We start from the raw sequence: 14,597 nt of genomic DNA on the forward strand, positions 1-14,597 counted from the left end.
TCAAGCGGGAAGGGCAGGTGTCAGATCGGTGTGGCCGAAGTCGTCGCCCTTGAACAACAAGGGGGCATTGTTTTCCTTGGCCCAGGCGTAGGCGAAACAGTCGCCCAGATTAAGCCTGGCGGGCGTGCGCTTGCCGAAGTCGATCTGTGCTTGCGCGGCGACTTTGGCTGTTACGGCCGTCGCTGGCGTGACCCTTATCCCAAAGTTCGTAAGCAGGGCGTCGAGGTCTGCAACTCCGTCGCCGCCACGCAAGCCGTGGATTCGCGTATGCGCTTCCCAATAACCTATGGGCGACAGCACCGCCTCTTCGGTCGCCAGGATGGTCAGTATCTTGAGCTTCTCCGGCTCGTCCGAAAGCACGGCCACCAATGCGGAAGCATCGACGACGATCATTTGGGCAGGCCGTCCTCGTCATAGAAGTCGTCGTCGGTCAGTAGGGGGCCCAGGATGGGAAGCGACTGGAAATGCGCGACGATGGCTTCCGCCGCCGCGATCTTTCGATCGATCTCCGCCTGTCTGGCCGTATTCGCCCGAGCTTCCCGATCGCGCGCCATCTCATCGACAAGGTCGGTAATGGACAGGCCCTCGCGTCGTGCAAGACTGCGCAGCCGCTCGGCGACATCTGGCTTTCTGATCTGCACAGGCGCGTTCATGATGGTCATGACTTTATCATGATGTGCCGTTCAATCCAACCCGCGCCTTGACTTCGCCGGGTTGCGGGGCGACCTAGCCGCCTCGCTTTCGAGGTCGTCTATCCATGTCCGTCAAGGTCCGTTTCGCCCCGTCTCCCACGGGTAAGCTGCACGTCGGCAATGTCCGCACCGCTCTGGTGAACTGGATGTTCGCCAAGGGGCAGGGCGGGTCGTTCGTGCTGCGGATCGACGATACCGACCTGGCGCGCTCCACGCCCGAGTTCGAACAGGGGATCGAAGACGATCTGACCTGGCTGGGGATGCTGTGGGACGAGCGTGACAATCAGTCCAAGCGGTTCGACCGCTACGAGGAGGCGGCAGCAAAGCTGAAGGCTTCGGGTCGGCTGTACCCCGCCTATGAGACGGCCGACGAACTGGACCGCCGCCGCAAGGTGCAGTTGTCGCGCGGCCTGCCGCCGATCTACGACCGCGCCGCGCTGGAGCTGACCGAAGACCAGAAGGCCGCCTATGAAGCCGAGGGCCGTCGCCCGCATTGGCGTTTCAAGCTGGAAGGCAAGCGGGTCGCCTGGGAAGATCTCGCGCGCGGTCATGCCGAGGTGGACACGGCTTCGATGTCGGACCCGGTCCTGATCCGCGAGGACGGTCTGTTCCTTTACACCCTGCCGTCGGTCGTGGACGACATCGACATGGCTATCACCCACATCATCCGGGGTGAGGATCACGTCACCAACACCGGCGCGCAGATCGAGATCTTCGAGGCGCTGGGGGCGACGGTTCCGGGCTTCGCCCATATGCCGCTGCTGGTCGGGGCCGACGGCGCGGCCCTGTCGAAACGTCTGGGCTCGCTGTCGATCAGCGACATGCGCGACCAGGGCTATGAGCCGATCGCCATCACCAGCCACCTGGGCCGGATCGGCACGTCCGATCCGCTGGAAGTCGGCGCCTCGGTCGAGGCCTTGGGTCAGAGCTTCGCCTTCTCCAAGATGGGTCGGTCGCCGGCGCGTTACGACACGGCGGATCTGGACCGGCTGAACGCCCAGGCCCTGCATGTCATGGACTATGCGACGGCTCAGCCGCGCCTTCAGGCGCTGGGCGCCGATCTGGGCGAGACCTTCTGGTCGGTGGTGCGCGGCAATCTGAACAAGTTCGCCGATGTCGTTGAAATGGCGAAAATCGTCCAGGGGCCGGTTCAGCCGGTGATCGAGGACGTCGCCTTCATCGAGACGGCGCTGCGTCTGCTGCCGGACGTAATCGACGAGAACGCCTGGTCGGCGTGGACCTCGGCCGTGAAGACCGAGACGGGCGCCAAGGGCAAGGCGCTGTTCATGCCGCTGCGTCTGGCGTTGACGGGGCAGCAGCATGGGCCGGACATGGCGGCCATGGCCCCGTTGATCGGTCGCGAGACCATCCAGCGCCGTCTGAGAGGCGAGGCGGCCTAAGCCGCCTCGCGCTTCATTAGGCGTTGCAGACGGCCAGTTCGTCGGCGCTCAGTTCGACGCCCTTGTAGGAGAAGGCGGTCACGGCGCCGAACTTCTGAACAACACGACGGCAGGCGCGCGTGGCGGGCTGTTCCGTGCCGCCGGCGGCCGTGCAGGTCGCGCCTTCGCAGGACCAGCGTGCGCCGTCGATGATGGTGGCGCGGTCAGGGGCCTTGGCGGCGTCCGCGAGGGTCAGGCTGGTGGCGGCCGGCGTCTGGGCGACGGCCGGAGCGGCGGCGAACAGGGCTGCGGCGATGAGCAGGGCGCGCATGAAAAACTCTCCGAAATGAAGAACGGCGGCATGCCGCTGCGCCCCAATGTCAGTTTTCCATAAAAACTGTCAATACGTAGTCGCGCGAATATTAGCGACGATCACTTACCGCTGATCATGTTTCAACTGCGGCGCGTCGCCGCCGGCCTGAACCTGGGCCATAGCCTCTTCGACGGTCTCGGCGACGGTCCAGGCGTCGAGGAACGAAGGCGGGGTCATGCCTTCCTCGACGCTGTGCTTCATCAGGGCGAAGAAGCCGTTCCAGAAGCCGTTCAGGTTTAAAAAGACCACCGGCTTATGGTGCAGATCCAGCCGCTTCCACGACAGCAGTTCGACGACTTCTTCCAGGGTGCCGATACCGCCGGGCGCGACCACGAATGCGTCCGACTGATCGTACATCAGTTGTTTGCGCTCGTGCATCGAGGTGACGACGACGGTCTCGACCTCGTCGAACAGGCGCTCGCGGCTGCGCAGGAAGGCCGGCATGATGCCGACGACACGCCCGCCCGCTTCGTGCGCCCCGCGCGCCGAGGCGCCCATCAGGCCCACGCCGCCGCCGCCATAGACCAGCCGCCAGCCGGCCTCGGCCGACGCCTTGCCGAAGGCGTAGGCCGCCTCGGTGTAGGAAGGATCGGCGGTTTCGGAGGCGCCGCAGAACAGACAGACGGAGGAGCCGTCGAACGGCAGGAACGAAACGGGGGGCAGGGACATGAAGCCTCGAAGAAAACGAATACCCGATCTGGCCATGGCCAAACCAACGGCGCTCAAGCTAACACAGGCTCAAGCCGCTGGGTCGCCAGTCCTATATCGTAGAGGCGCAGGATGAAACGTCGGATGATCGTCGCGTGTGTCGCGGTCTTGGCTGCGGCGGCCTGTTCCGACCGGCAGGGCGGCGTGGCGGGGCCGACAGGTGCGGACGAAGCGTCGCCCTGGGTCCGGCCGCCGCTGATCGACGGTGTGACACGCGACGGCGGCGTGCTGGTCGTGCGCGGAGCGGCGGGTCCGAATGCGCGCGTCGTGCTGCGGGCGCCCGATGCGGCTGCGGTGGCGGCCAGCGCGGATGGAGCGGGCCGATTCGAGCTTCGGCTGCCGCCCCTGCACGGCGATGTCCGGTTCACGCCCGAGGTGCAGGTGGGCGAGGACGCCGCCGTTTCGCCCGAAACATTGGTGGTCATTCAAGGTGGGGCGGGGCCTGTCGTGCTGATCGCCGCCGGCCAGCCAACCGTGCGTCTGGACGGCGCGGGCGGCTTGGACGCGGTGGATTCGGATGGGGCCACGCTGATGGCGTCCGGCCAGGCGCAAGGGGCTGCGCCCGTTGTGACAATCAATGGCGTCGGCGTGACGGCGACGGCGATCGGGCGTGGGCGGTGGCGGGCCGTCACGGGGCAGGCGGACGCAGCGACGATCACGGTGAACGGCAAGAGCGTCGACTATCCGGGTGCTGGCGGTGCGACGGGGTTCGTCATCGAGCGCGCGGGGCAGGGCTGGCGGATCACTTGGCCCGTGGCGCCGAACGGGCGTCAGTCGGCATGGCTGCCGGATCGGGGCGTTAATGTTCTGGAAACCAATTCGGTTAACTAAGACGATCGTCCTCAGGGACACCATCACCGAACCTTATTTCAGCCCGGCGCCCCCGCCGGGCTTCTTTTGTATCCCGTCTCAGCCCTTGTCGGCCGTTTCCTTCGCCTTTTCCGTGCGGTCGCGGAACAGGGCGGCGCGGGCCAGAAGGATCAGGGTGACCGGCGTGGTGACGGTCAGGAACAGGCCGATCAGGATTTCGCGCGGCATAAAGCGCCCCTCGACCACCGTGAACCACACCACAGACGCCGCCAGCACCAGCGCCATGCCCAGGGTCGCCCCCAGGGTCGGCGCGTGGACACGCTCGTAAAAGGTCTTCAGCCGCGTCAGGCCGACCGCGCCCAGCAGCGACAGAGCCGATCCACCGACCGCCAGACCCACGACGACGAAGGCGGCCCATGCGGGAACTTCAGCTTCGGTCATTCGATCACCTCGCCGCGCATCAGGAACTTGGCCAGCGCCACGGTGGCGGCGAAGCCCAGCATCCCGATCACCAGGGCCGCCTCGAAATAGAGCTGGCTGTTGGTGCGGATGCCGAACACCACGACCAGCAGCATGCCATTCAGATAAAGCGTGTCCATGCTGAGGACACGATCCTGGGCGCGCGGGCCGTGGATGATTCGCCACGCGGCCAAGCCCATGGCGCAGATCAGCATCAACTGGGCCAGACCCAGGCCCCAGGTCAGCACCGCCGCCGTCATTCGAAGATCTCCATCAGCCGGCGTTCGTAGCGGTCCTTGATCAGGCGCACCCAGGTCTCTTCGTCCACCAGGTCCAGCACGTGCAACAGCAGCCGACCGGTCGCGGACTCGTATTCGACCCATAGGGTGCCGGGCGTCGAGGTGACGATGATGGCCAGGACCGCCAGGCCATAGCGGTCGCGCAGATCCAGCGGGATATGGATGAAGCCAGACTTCCGCTCGTGGCGACGACGACCCAGGATGATCTGCGACACCGCCCAGTTGGAGCGTACGATGTCACCGGCGACGTCGATGGCGAGGCGCGCCATGGCCTTCGGCGCCTTCAGGCGCACACGATCCACACCAAGGGCCAGCATGATGACCGGCGCCAGCAAGGCCAGCAGCAGGGCCAGCACCAAGGAGGGCGGGGCAACCGAGGCGCTGAGCAGGATCGAGGCGACGAACAGACCCAGCGACAGGACGGGGTAGGGCAGGATGCGTCTCATCGGCCGCCTCCGCCCAGCACGGCGTTGATGTAGCCCTGCGGCTCGGCCAGCCAGGCCGCTGTGTGGTCGGTGTAGATCAGGGCGGAGCCGGCGAAGATGGCCAGGAACACGCAGGCGCCGAGCAGGGCGGCGACCGCCGTCAGTTCGGCCGCGCCCACGACGAATGCCGGAGCATCCTCGTCGCGGGTCCAGATGGCGCCGACCCCCAGACGGGTCAGGCCGATCAGGGCGCCGAGGCTGGATACGGACAGCACCGCCACCAGCATCCATTGCGCCGGGCCGCCCACGTTGACCAAGGCGTCGATCATCGACAGCTTGCCGACGAAGCCCGCCAGGGGCGGCATGCCAGCCACCATCAGGGTGCAGATCAGAAAGGCCCCGCCCAGGGCCGCCACGGCCGCCGGGATGACCAGCCCAGGCTCGTTGCGTTCCTCGTCATCGAACGGATCACGATACTCGTCGTCGAAGACGGCGCGCGCCTCGCCGACATCGGCCTCGCGTCCGCGCTGCAGGATCTCGGCCAGAAGGAACAGGGCGGCGCAGGCCAGGGTCGAGCCGATCAGATAAAACAGCGCGCCGCTGAGGGCCGCCGTATCGCCGACGCCTAAGATCGCCAGCACGGTGCCCGACGAGATCATCACCCCGAACCCTGCAGCGCGCGACAGGTCGCGCGAGGCGATCAGGCCGAAGGTGCCGAAGGCGATGGTCGCCAGGCCGCCGAACATCAGCCAGGTCAGGCCGAACCCGGCGGACGCCCCTGCACCGGCGCCGAACAGCAGCAGGCTGAGGCGGATGATCACATAGACCCCGACCTTGGACAGGATGGCGAAGACCGCCGCCGCCGGGGCGCTGGCCGCCGAATAGGTCGAGGTCAGCCAGAAGCCCACCGGCCACATGGCGCACTTGATCAGGAAGGCCGTGCCCAGCACCGCCGCCCCGATGTGGAACAGGCCCAGGTCGCCCGCCGCAATGGTCGGCACCCGCGTCGCCAGATCGGCCATGTTGAGTGTGCCCGTCACCCCATAGATCAGGCTGACGCCGATCAGGAACAGCAGCGAGGCGGTCAGGTTGACGGCGATATAGATGACGCCCGCCCGCACCCTGGCCTCGCCCGAGCCGTGCAGGGCCAGGCCGTAGGAGGCGGCCAGCATAACCTCGAAGAAGACGAACAGGTTGAACAGGTCGCCGGTCAGCAGGGCGCCGTTGACGCCCATGATCAGAAGCAAAAACAGGGCGTGGAAGCGCGGCCCGGCCCGGTCCCAGCGCGCCAGGGCGAAGATCAGGGCGCACCCGCCCAGCACGCTGGTCAGGGCCACCATCATCGTCGACAGCCGGTCGGCGACCAGGACGACGCCGTAGGGCGCGGCCCATGATCCCAGGCGATAGACGCGCGCGGTGTCGCCGCCGCCCACCGCGCCATTGGCGCTCTCGTGCAGCAGGATCAGGGCCATGACCAGAATGGCCGCCATGGCCGCCAGGCTGAGCGATGCCTTCAGGATGCGACGGCGCTCGTCCACCAGCAGCATGGCCGAGGCGATGATCATCGGCAGGACGATAGGGCCGATGATCAGATGGGCGTGCCAGTCGGTCATGCGTCAGGCTCCTTGCCGTCGACATGGTCGCTGCCAGTGATGCCACGCGCGGCCAGGATGACCACCAGGAACAGCGCCGTCAGTGCGAAACTGATGACGATGGCCGTCAGGACCAGGGCCTGGGGCGTAGGGTCGGTGTAGCGTGCGGGGTCCGAGACCTCGCCCGCCAGCACCGGCGGCGCGCCCGACTTCAGCCGCCCCATGGCGAAGATGAAGATGTTGACCGCATAGGACAGCAGCGACAACCCCATGATGACCTGGAAGGTGCGGGGCCGCAGCAGCAGCCAGACGCCCGAGGCCGCCAGCATGCCGATGGCCAGGGCGAGAACCAGTTCCATCATGACGGTTCTCCTTCCTCGGCGTCTCTCTGCTTGGGCTTGCGCAGCGACTGGTGCGCCAGGGCGACCAGGGTCAGGACCGTGGCGCCCACGACCAGGACGACCACGCCCAGATCGAACAGCACCGCGCTGGCCAGGGGCACACGGCCCAGGATCGGCAGGTCGGCATACTGGAACCAGGAGGTCAGGAAGGGATAGCCGAACAGCCAAGACCCGATCCCGCTGAGCGCGGCGATCACCAGGCCGGCGCCGATCCAGAAGATGGGCCGGATGGCCAGCCGCTCTTCCACCCACCGGGCGCCCGAGGCCATGTATTGCAGGATGAAGGCGATCGACAGGGCCACGCCAGCCGCGAATCCGCCGCCAGGCAGGTCATGACCACGCAGGAACAGGTGCACGGCCAGCAGGATGATGAAGGGGAAAATCCAGCGCATGACCACGCGCGGGATCAGCATGGTTTCCTTCAGGGTGTCGCCCTCGGACCGTGTCTCGTGATCCCGGTCCGAGGCGTTCTGGGCGCGCTGCTGGCTGGGGCCCGACAGGGTGTCGTCGGCCGGGCGGAAGCGACGCAGCAGGGCGAAGACGGTCAGGCCGACGATGCCCAGGACCGTGATCTCGCCGAAGGTGTCGAAGGCCCGGAAATCGACCAGGATGACGTTGACGATGTTGCGCCCGCCCGCGTCCTTGTAGGCATGCTCGACGAAGAAGCGGGAGATCCCCTCGACCGACGGCCGCGTCATGACGGCATAGGAGATGGCGGCCAGGGAAGTGCCGACGGCGGCGGCGATGATCAGGTCGATGCGACGGCGGCGACGCGAACGCCGCTCCATGGCCTGCGGCAGGCGGATGGTCTCCAGCCGTTTGGGCAGCCAGCGTAGGCCCAGCAGCAGCAGGACGGTGGTGACGACCTCGACCAGCAATTGGGTCACGGCAAGATCCGGCGCCGACAGCCAGACGAAGGACAGGCAGCTGGCCAGGCCCGCCCCGCCCATCAGAACGACGGCCGCCAGTCGGTGATACTTCGCCTGCCAGGCCGCAGCGACCGCACAACTGGCGCCGATCAGCCACAGGCCCGCGAAGGCCCAGTTCGACAGAGTGAGCGTCGGCATGATCGGCGTGATGATCAGCCCCGCGCCGATTGCGGACAGGCCACCCGCCAGCAGGGCGACAAGGACGATGGCGCGCAACTGCGGTTGTTGTCGCGTCGCGCCGAACAGGTGGACCAGGGCTTCGGACCCCTTGAACAGTCCGGTCATGGCCCGTTCGAACAGCCAGCCGCCGTTCAGCCGCTTCCAGCCCCAGGGGCCGCCGCGCGGATTGGCGTTGATCCGTTTGCCGAAGACGACATACAGGCCCACGCCCCCCGCCAGGGCGATGAGGCTCAGCACCAGCGGCAGGTTGAACCCGTGCCACAGGGCCAGGCTGTAATAAGGCAGATCGAAGCCCAGCACCGAAACAGCGGCGCTCTTCAGAAACGGACCCACGGTCACGGCCGGGAAGATGCCGACGACCAGACACAGGGCCACCAACACCTCGACCGGACGCCGCATCCAGGCGACCGGCTCGTGCGGCACGCGGTCCAGCTTGGTCGGGGGCGGGCCGAAGAAGGTCGTGTGGATGAACCGCAGCGAATAGAGGACGCTGAAGGCGCTGGCCAACGTCGCCAGGGCGGGCAGGAGCAGGTTCAGTCCGTGGGTGTTCACGCTGGCCACCGCCTCGGCCAGGAACATCTCCTTGGACAGGAAGCCGTTCAACAGAGGCACGCCCGCCATCGCCGCCGCCGCCACCATGGCCAGGGTAGCGGTGAAGGGCATGAAGCGGAACAGGCCGCTGAGCTTTCTCATATCCCGCGTGCCGGCCTCATGGTCGATGATGCCGGCGGCCATGAACAGCGAGGCCTTGAAGGTGGCGTGGTTCACGGTGTGGAAGATGGCGGCGATGCAGCCCAGCGGGCTTCCCAGCCCCAGCAGCAGGACAATCAGTCCCAGATGGCTGATGGTCGAATAGGCCAGCAGGCCCTTGAGATCATGCTGGAAGATGGCACACCAGGCGCCCAGCAACAGGGTCGCCAGACCCATGCCGCCGACGATCAGATACCAGCTCTCGGTCCCCGCAAAGACCGGCCAGAACCGGATCAGCAGGAAGATGCCCGCCTTCACCATGGTCGCGGAATGCAGATAGGCGCTGACCGGCGTCGGCGCGGCCATGGCGCGCGGCAGCCAGAAGTGGAACGGGAACTGCGCGCTCTTGGTCATCGCGCCGAGCAGCAACAGGATCAGGGCCGGCAGATACAGCGGACTGGCCTGGATCGCATCTCGCGAGGCCAGGACGACATCCAGATCGTAGCTGCCGACGATCCGTCCAATCAGGATCATGCCGACCAGCAGGGCGATCCCGCCCGTCGCCGTCACCGTCAGCGCCATGCGCGAGCCTTCGCGCGCGGCCGGATTCTGGTGCCAATAGCCGATCAGCAGGAAGGAAAAGAGGCTGGTCAGCTCCCAGAAGACCACCAGCTGGATCAGGTTGCCCGACAGCACCACCCCCTGCATCGCGCCCATGAAGGCCAGCAGGAAGGAGAAGAACCTCGGAACCGGATCCTTCGGCGACATGTAGTAGCGGGCGTACAGCACCACCAAGGCGCCGATCCCCAGGATCAGGGCGCTGAACAGCCACGACAGTCCGTCCAGCCGCAGCACCAGATTGACCCCCAGCGACGGCAGCCAAGGAATCTCGTAGCGCAGCGTCTCGCCGTCCTGAAACATCGGCCACAGCGCCGCCAGACACCCCAGGCTGATCAAGGCCACGACCCACGACAGTATGGCCGCAGACGTTCGTGCATGACGCGGCAGGCCGGACGCGACGACGGCGCCGAGGAAGGGCAGGACCAGAATGACGACGAGGAGGAAGCTGATGGACATTGCGGCGGGGCGTCTCTCCGAAGTCTCGCGTGTGGCATGGCCGAACGCTCAAGGTTGAGCATGGTTCGACGCCTGCGACACCTACGAAGTCAAACGCCGCCCGTCAAAGCGACACCGCAGCGCGGCAAACGCCGCCGACTGCGGAGGTCGGCTCAATACTTGCTGTCTTTTGAGGAGGTTGTTCTCAAGGCCTGTCAATACAGCGGCCTTTACTCCCGAGTGGCTCCGCGGGTAGGATTCGAACCTACGACCAGCCGATTAACAGTCGGCTGCTCTACCACTGAGCTACCGCGGAACATGCTCGGGAGGCGGGCCTATAGCAGCGGGCGTTCTGATCTTGCAATGGGAAATTGAGCAAATCGACCCGATAATCATCGACGATCCCGAAGACCCGCGTGTCGCGGCCTATCGTGATATCCGCGAGCGCGATCTGACGGGCCGACAAGGCCTATTCATCGCCGAGGGGGAGGTAGTGGTGCGGGGGCTGGCGTCGGCGGCGTCACGCTGCCGGTCATTGTCGTTGCTGCTGGCCGAGAAGCGAGTGGCTGCCCTGACGGATGTGATGCAGGCCCTGCCGCCTGCGACGCCCGTCTATGTGGCGCGCCAGCCGGTTCTGGACCGGATCGCCGGGTTCGAGCTTCACCGGGGCATATTGGCCCTGGGCGAAAAGCCTGCGCCGCCGTCGCTGGCCGACGTACTGGCGGGCGTGGGGCCTCAGGATATGTTCGTCGTCGCCAGCGGCATCGGCAATCACGACAATATGGGCGGGCTGTTCAGGAACGCCGCTGCGTTTGGCGCCAAGGCGGTATTGTTGGATCCGACCTGCTGCGATCCCTTTTATCGCAAGGCCATTCGCGTCTCGGTCGGGGCCGTGCTGCGCACGCCGTTCGCTATCGCCGAAGCCGAGGTCATCGTGGACGCGCTGAAAAAGGCGGGCGTCGAGGTGCTGGCCCTGACGCCGTCGGCGACGGAGCGCCTGTCGGAGTATCGACGCACGGGGCCGGTCGCCTTGGTGTTGGGGTCGGAGGGGCCGGGTCTGCCCCGTGATCTGATCGAGCGCTGTCGGCCCATCGGTATCGCCATGGCGGGCGGGTTCGATTCGCTGAACGTCGCCGCCACCGGCGCGGTGGTCCTGCATCATTTGACGACTACGGCCCTGTCTGATTGAGGCTGGAAACGCGAAGGCCGCCCCGAGGGGCGGCCTTCGTCCGTATCGTCGCGATGGAGGCCTGACCGGGAATCGAACCCGGGTGCAAGGATTTGCAGTCCTCTGCGTCACCACTCCGCCATCAGGCCGCTTTTTGTCCCCGATTTCTCGGGGGCGGTCATCGCGAGGGCCGTTCGCTATCAGATCGGATTGTCCGCTGCAACGCACGGACCTATAAGCGCGCGAGTTTTCCTCCCGGATTATCGTTGAAGGCTGCCTACAGATGGATTTCACCGCCGAGCGCAAGGCTATGGTCGACTCGCAGGTGCGGGTGAACGACGTGACGGATCGCGCGATTCACCTGGCCATGATGGCCGTGCCGCGTGAACAGTACTGCGCATCCGACCGCGCCTTCGCCGCCTATTCCGAAGAATCGGTGGTCATCGCGGGCGATCGCCGGCTGATGCCCGCGCGCGATGTGGCCAAGCTGCTTCAGGCCGCCGATGCGCGGACAGGCGAGAAGGCCCTGGCCATCGCCGCCCCTTATGCCGCCGCCCTGCTGTCGCGCATGGGCGTGACGGTCACGGCTCAGGAATCGGACGACGCCGTTTTCGCCGTCGTCGGCGAGGCTTTGGCGGCCGAGGGCGTGACGACGGTGGTCGCGCCGCTGGCCCAACCGGCCGGCGAGGGCTGGGACCTGATCATTTCCGAAGGCGGCGTGCAGAGCCTGCCCGAATCGTGGGGCGCCGCCCTGCGTCCCGGCGGCCGTATCGTGGTGGTCGAGCGTCGCGGCGCTATCGGCAAGGCGGCCCTGTATGTTCAGACGCGCGAAGGGCTGTCGCGCCGCGAACTGTTCGATTCGTCCCCATCGGTCCTTGCCGAGCTGACGCCGGCCCCCACTTTCGCGCTGTAAGACAAAGAGACGCGCGGTTGCGACGGAAATCCCGTTCGCAACCGTGAAGAAAACTTAACTGGCGTGTGGTTCGGTCAGGCCGCAGTTACGCTTGAGAAAACATTCGGGCGTTCCTCGGGGCGTCAGGCAAGGACGGACAATGTTGAAACGCTCGCGTGTGCTGGGTTCGGCCGCAGTGGTCGCCGTGATGACCGGACTGGGCGCGCCGGCCTGGGCCGAGACGCTTCAGGACGCGATCGCTCTGGCGTATCGTACAAACCCCAACCTGTTGGCCCAACGCGCCAACCAGCGCGCGCTGGACGAGACGGTGGTCCAGGCCCGCTCGGGCCTGCGCCCGACGCTGAGCGCCTCGGCCGGCGTCAACTACACCCGCAACGATTTCCCGGCCGTGACCCAGTTCGTCGATACGAACGGCGACAGCATTCCCGACACCCAGGTGACGACCTCGTCGTCCGAAAGCGACGGCGCCAATGCCGGCGTCAGCCTGAGCCAGAATATCTGGACCGCCGGCCGCGCCTCACGCGTCATCGACCAGGCCCGCGCCAGCGTGCTGGCCGGCCGCGAAAACCTGCGCCAGATCGAACAGTCGGTCATGCTGTCGGTCATCCGGGCCTATGTGAACGTGACCCGTGACATGGAAGTCCTGCGTATCCGTCAGGAGAACCTGACCGTGCTTCAACGCCAGCTGGAAGAGACCAGCGCCCGGTTCGAGGTCGGACAGATCACCCGCACAGACGTGGCCCAGGCCGAAGCCTCCCTGGCGCAGTCTCAGGCCGATCTGGCCAACGCCCAGGCTCAGCTGTCCACCTCGCGTGCCGCCTATGCCGCCGCCGTCGGCCAGTCGCCGTCCGATCTGGAGGCCGCTCCGACCCTGCCGGCCGTGCCGACCGACTTCGATGTCGCCATCGAGACCGCGCTTCAGCGGAACCCCGCCGTGCTGTCCGCGACCTACACGTTGCAAGGTGCGGAGGCCGCCGTCGCCGCCGCCCGATCCGAATATCTGCCGTCCGTGCGCGCCACCGCCTCCTACGGCGGATCGACAAACGATCTGAACGATCTTGGCCAACTGGCCGACCGCCGCAGCTTCACCGCCGGGGCGACCCTGTCGGTGCCGTTGTTCACCGGCGGGCTGAACCGTTCGCGCGTGGCCCAGGCGCTGGAACGCGCCAACGCCGCCCAGATCACAATCGAGGGCGAACGCCGCACGGTGTTGCAGAACGTCAGCTCGGCCTATGCCCAGGTTCTGTCGACCCGCGCCACCGTTTCGGCCGGCGCTGAAGCCGTCCGCGCCGCCTCGGTCGCGGCCGAAGGCGTGCGTCAGGAGGCCCAGGTCGGTCTTCGCACCACGCTGGACGTGCTGAACCAGGAACTGGCGCTGCGAAACGCCCAGACATCGGTCGCCAACGCCCGCGCCGCCGAATATGTCGCCCGCGCCTCGCTCCTGTCGGCGATGGGCCAGTTGGAAGGTCCGTCGTTGAACCCGTCCGTCGACGTCTATGATCCCGCGACCAACTACGATCAAGTCCAGGGTCGCAGCGGACTGCCGTGGGACGGCGTGATCGAGACGCTGGATCGCGTCGCCTCGCCGCCCATCGTCGGCGCCGTGGACGCCGCCGATGCGCCGATCGATGCGCAGTTGAAGGGCGAGGTCGTTCGCACCGCGCCGCAGAACTGACGGCCGCCGAATACGGACCGAAACCGCCCGTTGATTCCGACGGGCGAAGATGCGACGACAAGGCATAGGTCCCGAACGATCCGTCGTTCGGCGTCCGCCCATTCGCGGCGTGCGGAGCGTTCCGTAAGCCAACTTCTTCCCAGGCCTCGCCCAAGGTTGCGCCATGACCGATCAGTCCGCCCAGGAACCGACCATGGAAGAGATCCTGGCGTCGATTCGCCGGATCATCTCCGAAGACGAGGCCCCGGCCGAGACGCCGGCGGCTGCTGCGCCTGAAGCCACGCCTGAGCCTGTGCCCGAGCCGCTGGCGGCCGAGACCATCTTCGCCGCCCCGGTCGAGCCGACGCCGGAACCCGCCGTCGAGGACGATGTGCTGGAGCTGACCGACCGTTACGAGGCGCCGGCCGAAATCATTGGCGACCTGGACGTGGTCGAACATACGCCCGAGCCCTATCAGCCAGAGCCTGAACCCGCGCCGGTCTATGCCGAATCGGCGCCCGAGCCTGCGCCCGCCCCTAACTCCGGCTATGACACTCTGGTCGGCGACAGCGCGGCCGCCAGCGCCGCCTCGGCCTTTGCCGGCCTGGCCGCCTCGTTCAAGAAGCCGGAACCGGCCCAGGCCGCGTCGGGCGACCTGCCTTTCCTCAGCGGCAACACCGTCGAGGCCATGGTCGGCGAGATGCTGCGTCCGCTGCTGAAGGACTGGCTAGACAACAATCTGCCCGGCATCGTCCAGGCGGCGGTACAAAAGGAAGTCGAACGCATCGCGCGCAGCGCCTAGCCCTTCGCTTCACCGCAGACTAATCGAAGGGCGGCTCCTGCTGGGGCCGCCCTTTGTCATTCGAGGC

General features: G+C 66.7%; 16 protein-coding genes and 2 tRNA genes. 6 read left to right on the forward strand and 12 right to left on the reverse strand.

All coding sequences use genetic code 11. The features are described from left to right. Both AC3ISA_RS12295 and AC3ISA_RS12300 read right to left on the reverse strand, forming a co-directional pair. On the reverse strand, positions 1 to 393 hold the full coding sequence (locus AC3ISA_RS12295; RefSeq protein WP_489178101.1) for a type II toxin-antitoxin system VapC family toxin: 393 nt from the start codon (positions 391 to 393) through the stop codon (positions 1 to 3). After that, complete coding sequence (locus tag AC3ISA_RS12300; RefSeq protein WP_489178102.1) at positions 390 to 662, reverse strand: type II toxin-antitoxin system VapB family antitoxin; 273 nt, start codon at positions 660 to 662, stop codon at positions 390 to 392. The genes AC3ISA_RS12295 and AC3ISA_RS12300 overlap by 4 nt, the downstream gene beginning before the upstream one ends. 95 nt (positions 663 to 757) lie before the next feature. Here AC3ISA_RS12300 and gltX point away from each other — a divergent pair, with 95 nt between their 5' ends. After that, on the forward strand, positions 758 to 2,092 hold the full coding sequence (gene gltX / locus AC3ISA_RS12305) for a glutamate--tRNA ligase (RefSeq protein WP_489178103.1): 1,335 nt from the start codon (positions 758 to 760) through the stop codon (positions 2,090 to 2,092). A gap of 16 nt (positions 2,093 to 2,108) precedes the next feature. On the opposite strand, the gene AC3ISA_RS12310 is transcribed toward gltX, so the two are convergent. Both AC3ISA_RS12310 and AC3ISA_RS12315 read right to left on the reverse strand, forming a co-directional pair. After that, positions 2,109 to 2,402 (reverse strand): DUF8200 family protein, encoded by a 294-nt coding sequence (locus tag AC3ISA_RS12310; protein ID WP_372694559.1) that lies wholly within the window; start codon positions 2,400 to 2,402, stop codon positions 2,109 to 2,111. 105 nt (positions 2,403 to 2,507) lie between these two features. After that, the gene (locus AC3ISA_RS12315; RefSeq protein ID WP_372694561.1) at positions 2,508 to 3,113 is read right to left on the reverse strand and encodes an LOG family protein; all 606 of its coding nucleotides are present in this window, start codon (positions 3,111 to 3,113) and stop codon (positions 2,508 to 2,510) included. A gap of 111 nt (positions 3,114 to 3,224) precedes the next feature. Between AC3ISA_RS12315 and AC3ISA_RS12320 the strand changes: the two genes are divergently transcribed. Next, complete coding sequence (locus AC3ISA_RS12320) at positions 3,225 to 3,983, forward strand: hypothetical protein (protein ID WP_489178104.1); 759 nt, start codon at positions 3,225 to 3,227, stop codon at positions 3,981 to 3,983. Positions 3,984 to 4,061: 78 nt separating this feature from the next. Here AC3ISA_RS12320 and mnhG read toward each other — a convergent pair whose 3' ends face one another. From mnhG to AC3ISA_RS12355, 7 genes are all read right to left on the reverse strand, one after another. After that, on the reverse strand, positions 4,062 to 4,403 hold the full coding sequence (gene mnhG, locus AC3ISA_RS12325) for a monovalent cation/H(+) antiporter subunit G (RefSeq protein WP_489178105.1): 342 nt from the start codon (positions 4,401 to 4,403) through the stop codon (positions 4,062 to 4,064). Next, the gene (locus tag AC3ISA_RS12330; RefSeq protein ID WP_489178106.1) at positions 4,400 to 4,681 is read right to left on the reverse strand and encodes a K+/H+ antiporter subunit F; all 282 of its coding nucleotides are present in this window, start codon (positions 4,679 to 4,681) and stop codon (positions 4,400 to 4,402) included. The genes mnhG and AC3ISA_RS12330 overlap by 4 nt, the downstream gene beginning before the upstream one ends. Further along, on the reverse strand, positions 4,678 to 5,166 hold the full coding sequence (locus AC3ISA_RS12335) for a Na+/H+ antiporter subunit E (protein WP_489178107.1): 489 nt from the start codon (positions 5,164 to 5,166) through the stop codon (positions 4,678 to 4,680). The genes AC3ISA_RS12330 and AC3ISA_RS12335 overlap by 4 nt, the downstream gene beginning before the upstream one ends. Continuing rightward, on the reverse strand, positions 5,163 to 6,758 hold the full coding sequence (locus AC3ISA_RS12340; RefSeq protein ID WP_489178108.1) for a monovalent cation/H+ antiporter subunit D: 1,596 nt from the start codon (positions 6,756 to 6,758) through the stop codon (positions 5,163 to 5,165). The genes AC3ISA_RS12335 and AC3ISA_RS12340 overlap by 4 nt, the downstream gene beginning before the upstream one ends. Beyond that, the gene (locus tag AC3ISA_RS12345; protein WP_489178109.1) at positions 6,755 to 7,099 is read right to left on the reverse strand and encodes a Na+/H+ antiporter subunit C; all 345 of its coding nucleotides are present in this window, start codon (positions 7,097 to 7,099) and stop codon (positions 6,755 to 6,757) included. Before AC3ISA_RS12345 ends, AC3ISA_RS12340 begins: the two co-directional genes overlap by 4 nt. After that, complete coding sequence (locus AC3ISA_RS12350; RefSeq protein ID WP_489178110.1) at positions 7,096 to 10,014, reverse strand: monovalent cation/H+ antiporter subunit A; 2,919 nt, start codon at positions 10,012 to 10,014, stop codon at positions 7,096 to 7,098. Before AC3ISA_RS12350 ends, AC3ISA_RS12345 begins: the two co-directional genes overlap by 4 nt. Before the next feature lie 220 nt (positions 10,015 to 10,234). After that, positions 10,235 to 10,309 (reverse strand) — tRNA-Asn (locus AC3ISA_RS12355). A 42-nt stretch (positions 10,310 to 10,351) separates the two neighbouring features. Between AC3ISA_RS12355 and AC3ISA_RS12360 the strand changes: the two genes are divergently transcribed. Next, positions 10,352 to 11,182, forward strand: a complete 831-nt coding sequence (locus tag AC3ISA_RS12360) for a TrmH family RNA methyltransferase (RefSeq protein WP_489178111.1) — start codon at positions 10,352 to 10,354, stop codon at positions 11,180 to 11,182. Between the two features lie 54 nt (positions 11,183 to 11,236). Here the strand turns inward: AC3ISA_RS12360 and AC3ISA_RS12365 are convergent. Beyond that, a tRNA-Cys gene (locus tag AC3ISA_RS12365) sits at positions 11,237 to 11,310 on the reverse strand. Positions 11,311 to 11,444: 134 nt separating this feature from the next. On the opposite strand from AC3ISA_RS12365, the gene AC3ISA_RS12370 reads away from it, so the two are divergent. From AC3ISA_RS12370 to AC3ISA_RS12380, 3 genes are all read left to right on the forward strand, one after another. Further along, positions 11,445 to 12,074 carry a protein-L-isoaspartate O-methyltransferase family protein gene (locus tag AC3ISA_RS12370; RefSeq protein WP_489178112.1) on the forward strand — a complete coding sequence of 210 codons (630 nt, stop codon included), beginning with the start codon at positions 11,445 to 11,447 and terminating at the stop codon, positions 12,072 to 12,074. Between the two features lie 139 nt (positions 12,075 to 12,213). Next, entirely contained in the window at positions 12,214 to 13,749 is a 1,536-nt protein-coding gene (locus AC3ISA_RS12375; protein ID WP_489178113.1) for a TolC family outer membrane protein, read from the forward strand. A gap of 163 nt (positions 13,750 to 13,912) precedes the next feature. After that, positions 13,913 to 14,530, forward strand: a complete 618-nt coding sequence (locus tag AC3ISA_RS12380; RefSeq protein ID WP_489178114.1) for a DUF2497 domain-containing protein — start codon at positions 13,913 to 13,915, stop codon at positions 14,528 to 14,530. Positions 14,531 to 14,597: the final 67 nt, after the last annotated feature.

Source organism: Brevundimonas sp. KH_058 (assembly GCF_057838505.1).

What these genes read in the sequence shown, in the direction of transcription:
- AC3ISA_RS12295 (WP_489178101.1), bottom strand. Translation starts at nt 393, where the DNA reads ATGATCGTCGTCGATGCTTCCGCATTGGTGGCCGTGCTTTCGGACGAG.
- AC3ISA_RS12300 (WP_489178102.1), bottom strand. Translation starts at nt 662, where the DNA reads ATGACCATCATGAACGCGCCTGTGCAGATCAGAAAGCCAGATGTCGCC.
- gltX (WP_489178103.1), top strand. Translation starts at nt 758, where the DNA reads ATGTCCGTCAAGGTCCGTTTCGCCCCGTCTCCCACGGGTAAGCTGCAC.
- AC3ISA_RS12310 (WP_372694559.1), bottom strand. Translation starts at nt 2,402, where the DNA reads ATGCGCGCCCTGCTCATCGCCGCAGCCCTGTTCGCCGCCGCTCCGGCC.
- AC3ISA_RS12315 (WP_372694561.1), bottom strand. Translation starts at nt 3,113, where the DNA reads ATGTCCCTGCCCCCCGTTTCGTTCCTGCCGTTCGACGGCTCCTCCGTC.
- AC3ISA_RS12320 (WP_489178104.1), top strand. Translation starts at nt 3,225, where the DNA reads ATGAAACGTCGGATGATCGTCGCGTGTGTCGCGGTCTTGGCTGCGGCG.
- mnhG (WP_489178105.1), bottom strand. Translation starts at nt 4,403, where the DNA reads ATGACCGAAGCTGAAGTTCCCGCATGGGCCGCCTTCGTCGTCGTGGGT.
- AC3ISA_RS12330 (WP_489178106.1), bottom strand. Translation starts at nt 4,681, where the DNA reads ATGACGGCGGCGGTGCTGACCTGGGGCCTGGGTCTGGCCCAGTTGATG.
- AC3ISA_RS12335 (WP_489178107.1), bottom strand. Translation starts at nt 5,166, where the DNA reads ATGAGACGCATCCTGCCCTACCCCGTCCTGTCGCTGGGTCTGTTCGTC.
- AC3ISA_RS12340 (WP_489178108.1), bottom strand. Translation starts at nt 6,758, where the DNA reads ATGACCGACTGGCACGCCCATCTGATCATCGGCCCTATCGTCCTGCCG.
- AC3ISA_RS12345 (WP_489178109.1), bottom strand. Translation starts at nt 7,099, where the DNA reads ATGATGGAACTGGTTCTCGCCCTGGCCATCGGCATGCTGGCGGCCTCG.
- AC3ISA_RS12350 (WP_489178110.1), bottom strand. Translation starts at nt 10,014, where the DNA reads ATGTCCATCAGCTTCCTCCTCGTCGTCATTCTGGTCCTGCCCTTCCTC.
- AC3ISA_RS12370 (WP_489178112.1), top strand. Translation starts at nt 11,445, where the DNA reads ATGGATTTCACCGCCGAGCGCAAGGCTATGGTCGACTCGCAGGTGCGG.
- AC3ISA_RS12375 (WP_489178113.1), top strand. Translation starts at nt 12,214, where the DNA reads ATGTTGAAACGCTCGCGTGTGCTGGGTTCGGCCGCAGTGGTCGCCGTG.
- AC3ISA_RS12380 (WP_489178114.1), top strand. Translation starts at nt 13,913, where the DNA reads ATGACCGATCAGTCCGCCCAGGAACCGACCATGGAAGAGATCCTGGCG.